General features: G+C 67.9%; 12 protein-coding genes. 2 read left to right on the top strand and 10 right to left on the bottom strand.

What is annotated here, in order from left to right; genetic code table 11:
• The 10 genes from JF66_RS05720 to hemE form a co-directional block, all read right to left on the bottom strand.
• On the bottom strand, positions 1-888 hold an 888-nt coding region (locus JF66_RS05720; RefSeq protein WP_197059334.1), incomplete at its 3' end, for a DUF222 domain-containing protein.
• Between the two features lie 517 nt (positions 889-1,405).
• Positions 1,406-2,185, bottom strand: a complete 780-nt coding sequence (locus JF66_RS05715) for a uroporphyrinogen-III synthase (protein WP_035876212.1) — start codon at positions 2,183-2,185, stop codon at positions 1,406-1,408.
• Positions 2,182-3,135, bottom strand: coding sequence for a hydroxymethylbilane synthase (gene hemC, locus JF66_RS05710; RefSeq protein WP_035876211.1), 954 nt, complete (start codon positions 3,133-3,135; stop codon positions 2,182-2,184). The genes JF66_RS05715 and hemC overlap by 4 nt, the downstream gene beginning before the upstream one ends.
• Entirely contained in the window at positions 3,132-4,226 is a 1,095-nt protein-coding gene (locus tag JF66_RS05705) for a ferrochelatase (RefSeq protein WP_035876210.1), read from the bottom strand. The genes hemC and JF66_RS05705 overlap by 4 nt, the downstream gene beginning before the upstream one ends.
• Complete coding sequence (gene hemQ, locus JF66_RS05700; RefSeq protein WP_035876209.1) at positions 4,226-4,978, bottom strand: hydrogen peroxide-dependent heme synthase; 753 nt, start codon at positions 4,976-4,978, stop codon at positions 4,226-4,228. The genes JF66_RS05705 and hemQ overlap by 1 nt, the downstream gene beginning before the upstream one ends.
• 91 nt (positions 4,979-5,069) lie before the next feature.
• Positions 5,070-5,366 carry a hypothetical protein gene (locus tag JF66_RS05695; RefSeq protein ID WP_231556308.1) on the bottom strand — a complete coding sequence of 99 codons (297 nt, stop codon included), beginning with the start codon at positions 5,364-5,366 and terminating at the stop codon, positions 5,070-5,072.
• The gene (locus JF66_RS05690; protein WP_035876208.1) at positions 5,356-5,772 is read right to left on the bottom strand and encodes a phage holin family protein; all 417 of its coding nucleotides are present in this window, start codon (positions 5,770-5,772) and stop codon (positions 5,356-5,358) included. The genes JF66_RS05695 and JF66_RS05690 overlap by 11 nt, the downstream gene beginning before the upstream one ends.
• Before the next feature lie 175 nt (positions 5,773-5,947).
• Entirely contained in the window at positions 5,948-6,364 is a 417-nt protein-coding gene (locus JF66_RS05685; RefSeq protein WP_035876207.1) for a hypothetical protein, read from the bottom strand.
• 108 nt (positions 6,365-6,472) lie between these two features.
• Complete coding sequence (locus JF66_RS05680) at positions 6,473-8,017, bottom strand: NAD(P)/FAD-dependent oxidoreductase (protein ID WP_035876206.1); 1,545 nt, start codon at positions 8,015-8,017, stop codon at positions 6,473-6,475.
• A gap of 156 nt (positions 8,018-8,173) precedes the next feature.
• The gene (gene hemE / locus JF66_RS05675; RefSeq protein ID WP_035876205.1) at positions 8,174-9,283 is read right to left on the bottom strand and encodes a uroporphyrinogen decarboxylase; all 1,110 of its coding nucleotides are present in this window, start codon (positions 9,281-9,283) and stop codon (positions 8,174-8,176) included.
• Between the two features lie 72 nt (positions 9,284-9,355).
• Here hemE and JF66_RS05670 point away from each other — a divergent pair, with 72 nt between their 5' ends.
• Together JF66_RS05670 and JF66_RS05665 are read left to right on the top strand one after the other, a co-directional pair.
• On the top strand, positions 9,356-10,723 hold the full coding sequence (locus JF66_RS05670) for a glutamyl-tRNA reductase (RefSeq protein WP_035876204.1): 1,368 nt from the start codon (positions 9,356-9,358) through the stop codon (positions 10,721-10,723).
• A gap of 21 nt (positions 10,724-10,744) precedes the next feature.
• The gene (locus JF66_RS05665) at positions 10,745-11,317 is read left to right on the top strand and encodes a GNAT family N-acetyltransferase (RefSeq protein ID WP_231556306.1); all 573 of its coding nucleotides are present in this window, start codon (positions 10,745-10,747) and stop codon (positions 11,315-11,317) included.
• Positions 11,318-11,320 lie beyond the last annotated feature (3 nt).

The raw sequence follows: 11,320 nt of genomic DNA, 5'->3' as shown, positions 1-11,320 counted from the left end.
GGCGTGGCGCACGATGTCGACGAAGGCGTCGAAGTTGAGCTGCGGCATTGTGCGACCGTCCCCGATGATCTCGTGGTTGTCACCGCACCCGTCCGGGTCTTCCTTCGCTTCAAACCGTGGCTTGCGCAGTTCCGCACTGACCATTCCGTCGATCGCCGTGTCCAGGAACGCGGCCGACACCGGGTCGGCGTCGAGAATGTAGCGTTTCATGCCGTTGGGCTGCACCATCCGAGTCAGAGCCCGCCGCGACACCAGCACCTCCTCGCGGGGTTCAACTCCGTCGACGTCGAGCGCGTCGCGGTAGCGAACGGAGAGCTTTCGCACCGAGTCCACCGGGTTGGTCGCCGCGAACTCCACCAGTTCCTTCTCCGCCGCGATCATGTCGTCGGTCGTCGCGCGCGGGGCCGCCTGGCCCAGGTTCGCCGTGATGTACAGCGCCGAATCCACCAGTAAGACCCCGGCAGCAAGCGCCTCGGCCACCTCAGCGTATTCGGGCGGTAGAGCCTCCCCGATCAGGCTCCTCCGGGGCCTGGTCGCTGCCCCGACTCGGCAGAGTCGCCCGGCTTCCGCCATGGAGATATGCCCGATGTCAGTCAGTGCTGCGGCGGCGTTCCTGTTGCCGGTTCGTGCCGAGATGCTGTGCGGGCCCGAATCGTGTTCGAACCGGTCCTGCAGCTGACCGGCCACCTGCACGAGTAGTGCCTGCCCCTGCCGTACCGCTGCGAAACTGGCCTCCACCACGGCCAGCAAACCCGCGTCGGTCATCCGCTGAAGTTCCAACCCGGCACTCGGCCCGCTCTCTGAACAGACCCCACCACCGAGGGCTCGAGAGTACGTGTCGGCGAGTGCCGCCGTACTCTCGATGAGGAGGTCCGTTGAAGTGGTCATGGCATAATTTTCCCAGCCACCACCGACACTGGAGTGACCTAAACAGCCCTGACCGGGCATTTCTGTGCACAACTCGCAAAGAATTTACCTGTGGAGGAGAAGTTGGCCGCTCGCGATGAGGATCCCCGAAGCGACGGCTTCGGAGGTCGCGACCTGAAGGTCCTGCGGCGCCGCGGCGGCCCCTGAAATCTCGCTGGTCGAGGCGCGACGAAGGAGCGCTTGGATCGAGCCTGTCGAGATCGAGACCACGTAAGCCGATCCTCACACCTGACTCGGGTATGAAAGGCGCCTCACCAGGTCTCGATCGCTCGTACCTCGCGCCTCGACCAGCGGAACTCGGGTATGAAAGGCGCCTCACCAGGTCTCGATCGCTCGTGCCTCGCGCCTCGACCAGCGGAACTCGCGTATGGACCAGCGGAACTCGCGTGTCGACCAGCGGAACTCGCGTGTGGACCAGCGGAACTCGCGTGTGGACCAGCGGATCCCGCGACTCGGTCGGCGGCTCGCGGTCGAGCGGCTAGCGCTCTCCCGCGGCGCGAACCAGCGCCGAAATGAGCGCCTCGGAGCTGCGCTCATCGGCAATCACGTCGACGCGCAGGCCCATCGCGCGGGCGTCCTTCGCGGTCTGCGGTCCGATGCACGCCACGAGCGTGTTCTCGGGAATATCGCCGAACTGATCGCGCACCTGGCGCGCGACGCTGCCGCTCGTCACGAGAACGGCCTGCACGAGCCCCGCCTTCACATCGGCGACGACCCGGTCACTGACCGGAACGCCGATCGTGCGGTACGCCACAACCGATTCCACGTCGTGGCCGATGCGCCGCAGCCCCTCCGACAGCAGGGGTTTGGCGATTTCGCTGCGCAGCGTGAGCACTCGCAGGGGAATGACGCCGGCAGTGGCCGTCTCCCACTCTTCGAGCAGACCGCGTGCGGAGTTGTCCTCGGAGGGCACGATGTCCACGTGGTAGCCGGCGGCGATGAGCGCCGCCGCGGTGGTCTCGCCGACGGCCGCAATGCGCGTTCCGGGTGCCACGACCGCGCGGTGCGACGACAACACATCGACGGTGGTGGCGCTCGTGATCGTCATCCAGTCGAAGTCTCCGGCCGCGAGACGGGTCAACGCCTCGTTGAGTGCTGGCGCGTCATCCGTCGCGGCGAAGTTGATCATGGGCGCCACGATCGGCACGGCGCCCTTGGCACGCAGATTGGCAGCGACTTGGTCGCCCCAGGGCCCGCCGCGCGGCACGAGGACACGCCACCCAGTGAGCGGCTTGATCAGGGGGATTGAAGAGGTCACTTATTCACTTTCAGCGGTGCAAATTCGGCCGCGCCGCCGGCCAGGAGGTCGGTGGCGACGCGTTCAGCGATGTCCTGCGCCGCATCCACGAGGTCGCGTACGGAGTGGGATTCCGGCGTGGCCGCGTGCGAGCTCGTGATCTTGCGGGTGCCGTCCGGGCTGTAGACGGTGGCGGTGAGAAAGAACAGTCCCGTGTCGATGACGGCCGTGGCCCCGATCGGGGCAGCGCACCCGGCTTCCAGCCGCGCGAGCACGAGCCGCTCCGCTGTGGTGACCGCCTCGGTCGTGGCGTGGTTGATCGCGGCGAGAGCCGAGGCGAGCACACGGTCGAGCTTGCCCTCCCGTACCTCCAGGGCAAGTGCGCCCTGGCCGGGTGCGGTGGGCCAATCCGAGATCTCGAGCAGCTGGGTGCACGCCCCGTCCAGGCGTCCCAGCCGACCGAGACCGGCCGCGGCGAGAACGACGGCGTCGAGGTCGCCCTCGACGAGGCGTCCGAGACGAGTGTCGATGTTGCCGCGAATGTCGACCACCGCGAGGTCAGGACGGATCTCCCGCAGCTGAGCCATCCGGCGCGGCGAGCCGGTGCCGACCTTCGCGCCCTCCGGCAGGGTCTCGAGGGTCCAGGCGTTGCGCGCGCACAGGGCGTCGCGGGCATCCGCTCGCTTGGGCGTGGCTCCGATGACAAGGCCCGGGTAGACATCCGTCGGCAGGTCTTTGAGGGAGTGCACCAGGAGGTCGCACTCGTCATTCAGCAGGGCCTCGCGCAGGGCGCTCGCGAACACTCCGGTTCCGCCGAGACTGGACAGAGAGTCGGTGGAGGTGTCACCGTGCGTGACGATCGGCACGATCTCCACCTCAGCGCCCGAGGATGCCGCGATTCGGTTGGCGATCGCCGTGGTCTGCGCCATGGCGAGCGCGCTGCTGCGCGTGCCCACGCGGATCACGCTCACGGCACCATCCCGGCGACGGCCGGCTTGAAACCGAGCCGCACGTTCTCACAGCACCCCGGGCGGCACACGTCGTACCACGGGCCGAGATCGGTGACCGATGCGCGCTCCTCGGTCGGAGTGTCGTTGAGACGCTCCTCAACGAGGTCGATCAGACCGGCCACGAATTCGGGCGACACGCCGGGCGTGGGAACGCGCACGGCGAAGAGGCCGTGCTTCTCGCTCGTCTCCATGGCTTCGTTGTCGAGGTCCCACATGACCTCCATGTGGTCACTCACGAAGCCGAGCGGAACGATGACGACGGCGCGGATGCCGCGCTCCGGCAGCGTGGCGATCGCATCGTTGATGTCGGGCTCGAGCCAGGGCATGCTTGGCGGGCCGCTGCGGGACTGGAACACCAGCTGCCACGGCGTCTTGTGGCCGTTCATGACTACCTGGGCCACGGCCATGTGCTGCGCCGCGTAGGCACCGCCCTCACCGAAACCACGCTCGGACGGGCCGCTCTTGTTGGCGTCTGTCATGGGGATGGAGTGCGTGGAGAACAGAATCTCCACCTCGGTGTCGAGGTCGATCCCCGGGATCGCCGCCGCGACATCCGCGAGTCCCTGCTTCACGCCGGCGACGAACGGCATGACGAATCCGGGGTGGTCGAAGAACTGGCGAATCTTGTCGATGTGCACCACTCCCTCAAGGTTCGTCGTGGTGAGGGCGGCCGCGAAGTCTTCGCGATACTGCCGACATCCGGAGTACGAGCTGTACGCGCTCGTGGCGATGGCGAGCAGGTTGTCGTGACCGGCCTCGTGCGCCTCCGCGATGGTGTCGCTGAGGTAGGGCGCCCAGTTGCGGTTGCCCCAGATCACGGGCAGGGCGATGCCACGACGGTCGAGTTCGGCCTGCAATGCAATCTGCAGCACACGGTTCTGGTCGTTGATCGGGCTCACTCCGCCGAAGTGACGGTAGTGGGTGGCCACAGCTTCGAGGCGTTCCTCGGGGATGCCGCGCCCGCGGGTCACGTTGCGCAGGAACGGGATGACATCGTCCTGGCCTTCGGGTCCGCCGAACCCGGCCAACAGAATTGCGTCGTAATGCGTCATTACTGCAAAACCTCCACGAGCTCGGCGGTCGAGATGCGGCGACCGGTGTAAAACGGGATCTCCTCGCGCACGTGGCGACGAGCCTCGGTGTCCCGCAGGCCACGCATCAGGTCGACGAGCTCGGTGAGTTCGTCGCTCTCGATGGGAAGGATCCACTCGTAGTCGCCCAGGGCGAAAGCGGAGACGGTGTTGGCGAGGGCTCCGCGATAAGCGGCACCCTTGCGTCCGTGGTCGGCGAGCATGCTGCTGCGCTCGGCGTCGGGGAGCAGATACCACTCGAAGCTGCGCACGAACGGGTAGACCGTGAGCCAGGTGCGCGGGGGCTCCCCGCGCAGGAACCCGGGCACGTGGCTCTTGTTGAACTCGGCATCACGGTGCACGCCCATGGCGTTCCACGTGGGCAGCAGGCTCTTCAGCAGGCGGCTGCGACGCAGTTCGCGGTTGGCCCACTGCAGGGTCTCAGCGTTGTCAGCATGGGTCCAGATCATGACGTCGGCGTCGGCTTTCAGGCCGGAGACATCGTAGAACCCGCGCACGGTCACGCCCTCGGCTTCAACGAGGGCGATGATGTCATCAAGCTCGTTCACGGCCTTCGGCACATCGCGCCCGTCGAGGTCGTCGGGGTTGTGCGGGTCTCTTCGCGAAACGGTGAAAAGGGTGAATCCCTGGGGCGAGGCTTCGGGGGCCTCGTCGGTAGTGGAAGTTGCGGTCTGGGTAGGGTCTACTGCCTCTCCGGCAGCCGGGTGAGTCATAACCCTAGTGTGCTCTCAAAAGGGTCCAGCAGCAAAATGCACCCGCCCACTCGTCCGCCCCAGAGTGGGCGACAGTGTGCGTGAGAGAGGGTTAAATGCGCTTCACCAGCACCGCGCGGGCACCCAGCCAGACAATGGTGCCCACGGAGGCGGCCACACCCAGGGCGATCCCGGCGAGGGCCGCGGGGTTGTCGTCGCCGAGGCGAATCATGGCCAGGCGCATGCGGCGCTTGGTAATCCTCAGCTGCTTGGGCAGGTTGAGCTTGAACTCGATGGCATCGAGGGTACTCGCGAGTTCGGAGCGGGCGTGCATCGCCTCGGCCCGCAGCTCGGCTTTGCCGTGCGGCTCGTGAACCGCGGAGGCGTCGTTGGGCTTGTCAGTTTTCATAGCGGCCTACCCCTTTAAAAGCATCGACATCGTTACGGAGGCTGGCCTGCACGCCCTCCGGGTCGGGGGCGGTCGCCGCCTTCACCCGGTTGACCCCGATCAGCACGAGGATCACGGCCATCGCCAGCAGGAGCACCAGCACGATGAGCGTGGCGAGCCAGAGCGGAAGGAAGAGCGCGAACACGATGATCAGCAGGGCCACGAGAACGCCGAGGGCGAAGAAGCCGATCGCGGCGGCCACAATGAACAGGGCCGCGCCCACGCCGAAGTTCTTCGCCTTGCTGGCGAATTCGGCCTTGAAGGCCTCAAGCTCGGCGCGCACCAGATCGCTGATCTGGCCCGGAAGCTCAGAGAGCAGGGCGATCAGGGAGCGTTTGCTCTTCGGGTTGAATCCACTGGTAGTCAAGGGTGACCCTTCCCGGTGTGAGTGATCGGAGTTGTGTCTGAAGACGGTACTGCCTGCTGAGAGTGTTGCCTGCTGATGGAGCGTGCTGTCGAACGAGCGGGAAACGCAGCACGAGCGATCCGGATGTTACACAGGTACCGCGATAGCCGCGTCCCCTGCGCCAGGCATGATCGGGTCAGCTCGAGCTGGAATCCTCTGCTGCTGAGGCCGACGTGCTCGCCGGGGTCTTCGCCGTAGAGGACTTGGCCGCCGAGGACTTGGTCGCCGAGGACTTGGTCGCCGAGGACCTGGTCGCCGCAGGCTTGACCGGCGTCTTCACCGACGACGTCCCGTTCGACGACGCGCTGCCCTGCGTTGCCTTGCCGGCGACGGACGAGAAAATCTTCTTGCCGGCGTCAAAGAGCACGCCGGGAACGTCACCCACCAGCTCGAGGCCGAAGTCACGAGCCTCGGTCACCCGCCGCTGCACGGGAGGAGCGTTCCAGAGGTCATTCGCGGCCGAGGCGATCTGGTCGTAACGTTTGCGGCCGGCCCGTGCTCCGAGCACATAACCGACCAGTCCACCCGTGATGAACAGAAGCTTTCCGCGCATTGAGACTCCAATTCTTCGAGGATCAGGTAACCCTTAGAGTAGCCGGGTCGCGCCTGTGAATGCACGCAGGATCAGGCAGAACCATCGCGCGAAGCCGCAGAACGGCGGTCAGAGACCGAGCGAAGCCTGCCGGATGCGGCCAGCTGCGGCGAGGGCATCCGGGATCACCGAGGCGAGCCCCGTTCCGGCCAGCCACGCCCCCGTCACGTCGATCCCGGGAGTGTCGGCCAGAACCTCGCGCACCTTCGCAACGCGTTCGGGTGCGCCGAGTGTGGCAGGCGACAGGGCGTCGCGCCACTCGGTGCGCGCAAAGCCGCGCAGCATCTGACCGGTCAGCTCGACGCCCAGAATACTGCTGGCGTCACGCAGGGCCAGAGCCTGCAGCTCGTTGTCGCTCAGATCATCCGTGGGGCTCGGTTCGCCGGCCCGCCCGTAGGAGAGCCGCACGACGTGGCGACCGACGCCGGCCGCCTGGGCCACCCACGACCACTTTGCGGTGACGTGGGTGAGCGCTTTGGCGGTCACGCCCGGGGTATCGACGCCCACGAGCGCACCGGTGCCGCGCGGGTGCGCATCGAGCGTCGGCGCATCCACCACGAGAGTCGCGAGGGTGACGGCGGTCGGGCCGGGCCACTCGAGTTCGCTCAGCGCATCGTGCGCGTCGCCGAGGGGTGCCAGCAGGCGAAGCGCCTGCGCGCCCTGTGTCGCCACGATCACGAAGCGGGCGGCACGCGCCGTGTCGTCTGCGGGAGCGGATACCGCGGTGCCGGCGGCCGTGTCGTCGTCCGATCCGGCACTGTTCAGGTCGGCACCGTTCCGGTCGGCACGCGGATTCAGTGTGACGACCCAGCTCGGCTGCTCGGTAGTGCCGGATCGTCGGAGCGCGGAGGCCGTGCGTCCCGTTTCGATCGTGGCTCCGAAGTGTTCGAGGTCGGCCACCAGCGCAGCGGGCAGCCGGGACATGCCGCCGCGCAGCCCTCCGATGGCCGAGCCCGCCGGGGCACTGTCGCGCAGGGCCGAGACAGCGCCGGACAGCGAGCCCGCCGTTGTGAGGGCGCGGTTGAGCCCGGGGGCGACCACGTCGATCTCGAGATCGCGCGCGGAGGTGGTGTACACGCCGGAGGCCACGGGCTCCACGAGCCGTTCGAGCACACGGCGGCCCATGCGCTTGGCCACGAGGTCGCCGAGGCTGTGCTCGCGGCCGATGGTGAGCACGGGCATGAGCCGGTCGACGTAGGCCCGCAGCGAGCCGCTCCAGCCGACCACGCGGCGCACATCGTCGGCGAGCGGCGAGCCGGGAATTCCGAGCACGCCGGCCTTGGGTAGCGGCACGCTCACCGCGCCGGAGCCGTTCGTGCCTTTCTTGCCTTTCGCGCCCAGGGCCGGCAGGTGCAGCCAGGCACCGGCCGGGTTGGGGGCGACGATCTCGTCCGTGAGGCCGAGTTCCTCGATGAACGCCGCCACGGTTCCGCCGCGCACGGCGAAACTCTCGGTGCCGCTGTCGAGGTGCAGGCCCGCCACGTCATGGCCGGCGACCGGACCGCCCACGGCATCCGCTGCCTCGATGATGCTGACGCTGAGGCCCAACCGGGCGCAGGCGCGTGCGGCCACGAGGCCGGCCACGCCGCCGCCGATCACGATGACGTCTTTCATGTCAGAATCCTTTCGATCGCGGGGAACGCCCCGCCCGAAGCGGTGCTCGCCCGTGGCTCATTCCGAAATCCGGGGCGAAAGCGGCCCTCGCGAGCGACAATCGCCGGTGATGCCGAACTTCTCCTGAATGAGCCACAGGAAACCCCCGCCGCCGGGTTAGTTATCGGCGCTCACGTCATGCACGAGCGACACGAGTCGGGTGAGCACGTCGGGGTCGGTCTCCGGCGGCACACCGTGGCCGAGGTTGAGCACGTGGGCGGGAGCCGTGCGTCCGCGTTCAAGAACGTCGCGCACGTGAGCCTCGAGCACGGGCCATGGTGCGGACAGCAGGGCGGGGTCAACGTTGCCCTGAACCGGCACGAGGCCGCCGAGACGTCGGTTGGCCTCGTCGAGCGGAACCCGGTAGTCCACGCCCACCACGTCGGCGCCGATGTTGTGCATTTCCTTCAGCAGCTCGCCGGTGCCCACGCCGAAGTGCACGATCGGCACGTTCCGGTCGGTACCGTCGACCTCCGTGTACGCGAGGTCGCGCACGTGCGCGATCGCCTTCGTCGAGGCGGGGGCAACGGATGCCGCGTAGTCGGCGAGCGACAAGGCTCCGGCCCAGGAATCGAAGAGCTGGGCAGCGCTGGCACCCGCCACAACCTGGGCGCGCAGGAAGCGTCCCGTCACATCGGCGGTCCAGTTCATGAGCTGCTCCCATGCCTCGGGCGCCGAGTGCATGAGGGTGCGGGCGTGGATGTGGTCCTTAGACGGGCCGCCCTCCACGAGATAGGCAGCGAGGGTGAACGGGGCGCCGGCGAATCCGATCAGCGGCGTCGAGCCGAGCTGCGAGACGGCGAGGCCGACGGCCCGGCGGATGGGCTCCAGCGCCACGTCGAGAACGGCGGGGTCGAGGGCGGTCAGCTCGGTGACATCCGCTGGCGTGCGCACGGCCTTGCCGAGCACCGGGCCTTTGCCGGGCACGATTTCCACGTCGACGCCCACGAGCTTGAGCGGAACGACGATGTCGCTGAAGAAAATGCCCGCGTCCACGCCGTGACGGCGCACCGGCTGCAGCGTGATCTCGCTCGCCAGCTCGGGGTCAAGGCAGACGTCGAGCATGCGGGTTCCCACGCGCAGGTCACGGTATTCGGGCAGCGAACGCCCGGCCTGACGCATGAACCACACAGGGGTCACGTCGGGGCGGGTTCCCTGATAGGCCCGAATCAGGCGGGAGTCGGCAGTGACGCCGGAGGACAGAGGGTGCTGCGCGTCGAGGATCATCGGGTACATTGTCTCAAACATCCCTGAAACCGGCGAGTCGAAGCTCACAGACTCACGCCCTAGAATCCAAGGGTGCTAATTTTGCTGTCCGCAAGTCACAAGAACTCCAGCTTCGACGTGCTGGAGCTTCTTTCTGTGGGCGGCGGCGAAACCGCCAGCCACATGGTCGCCAAGCACGATGCCCTCACCGGCGCCGTGATCGTAGCCACGTGCAACCGCTTCGAGGCGTACCTCGACCTGGACGAGCCCTACGGCGTCTCTCCGCTTCCGGCTGTCTATGCCGCCATCGAAGCCGTGAGCGCGAACACGGGCGTACCCGAAGACATGCTCCGCGACACCCTGACGCTGCTGCACGGCAATGGCGTGGCCGAACACCTCTTCGCCGTGACGAGCGGTCTCGAATCCGTCGTCGTGGGCGAAGGCGAGATCGCCGGCCAGGTACGCCGTGCCCTCGAGCAGGCCCGCGCTGCCGGCACGACGAGCCCCGAACTTGAACGCCTCTTCCAGCGCGCCTCGCAGACCTCGCGTGGCGTGAAAAATCGCACCGGCATCGGCTCGGCCGGCCGCTCACTCGTGCGCCTCGCCCTCGAACTGGCCGAAAGCCGCGTGAGCGACTGGACGCAGGCCCGCGTGCTGCTCGTGGGCACCGGCCGCTATGCCGGCGCGTCCCTCGCCGCCCTGCGTGACCGCGGCGCCGAAAATGTGCGGGTATATTCGCCCTCCGGTCGCGCCCTCAAGTTCGCGTCCTCTCATGGCATCGACGCCGTGGGCAGCGACGACTTCGCCGGTGAGGTCGCCCGCGCCGATGTGGTCGTCACCTGCACGCTCTCCGAAGACCACGTCATCGACGCCGACCTGATTATGGCCGGCCGCGCTCAGGTGGGCGTGAACTCCCGCACCATCGCAACCGCCACCGACCCGGTGAGCCTCTGCCCCGCCGATGCCGCCCCCGAGGCGCCGCCACAGCTCATCATCGACCTCGGCCTGCCACGCAATGTGGCGCCGAACGTCGTCGACGTTCCCGGTGTCGAGCTGCTCGACCTCGAGACCATCAGCATCCACGCCCCGCTCGAAGAGCTCAACGCCACCGACGAGGCCCGCGAACTCGTGGGCCGTGCCGCCCGCAAGTTCTCGGCGGTCGCCGAGGAGCAGAGCCTCGCCCCGGCCGTCGTGGCACTGCGCACGTACATCTTTGAACTGCGCGACGCCGAGATCGCCAGGGCCCGCAGCCGTGGCGACTCGAGCGAGCAGACGGAACAGGCCCTCCGCCACCTCACGGGCGTGCTCCTGCACACCCCGATGGTTCGCGCCCGAGAGCTGGCCCGCGCCGGCGAGCAGGAGGCCTACCTCACCGGCCTCGACGCCCTCTTCGGCGTGCAGGTCGAGCTCCCGGCCGAATCAGCCGCAACGGATGCCACGGCCGCTCCCGCCGCATCCTGATCGCCTCATGACGGCATCCGCGTGACGCTGCCGGTCGAGGCCCGCCCGATCCGCACCGAGCGCCTGCTGCTGCGCCCGCTCACCGAAGCGGATGCCGCGGACGTCTTCGAGTACCAGTCGCGTCCCGACATCGTGCGGTACCTGCCGTGGCCCGTGCGAGACCGCGAGGAGTCACGCGAGCACACCCTGAAACGCTCCGGCTTCACCCACCTGCGGAACGACGATGACGCGCTCATCCTGGCCGCTGAGTTGCCCGGCGAGGCCGGCGGCGGTCGCGTGATCGGCGATCTGAGCGTGTTCCTCAGGAGCGTCCAGAACCGCCAGGTCGCGCTCGGCTGGGTGTTCCACCCCGACTTCCACGGCCGCGGCTTCGCCACCGAGGCCGCACGGGCCGCGCTGGGCTTCGCCTTCACGGAGATCGGCGCCCACCGCGTCTACGCCGAGGTCGACCCGCGGAATACGGCATCCGCGGCCCTGTGTCTGCGGCTGGGTATGCGTCTCGAGGCCACCTTCGTGGAGAGCGAGTTCTTCAAGGGAGAATGGAGCGACCTCGCCGTCTATGCCATCCTCCGCCGGGAGTGGGCGCCCGAGTAGCAT

The sequence above is a fragment of the Cryobacterium sp. MLB-32 genome (assembly GCF_000738085.1).
In the GTDB taxonomy this organism is placed as follows: Bacteria; Actinomycetota; Actinomycetes; order Actinomycetales; family Microbacteriaceae; genus Cryobacterium.
Note: the sequence above shows the minus strand (reverse complement) of the source record. Positions and strands in the feature narration are given on the sequence as shown.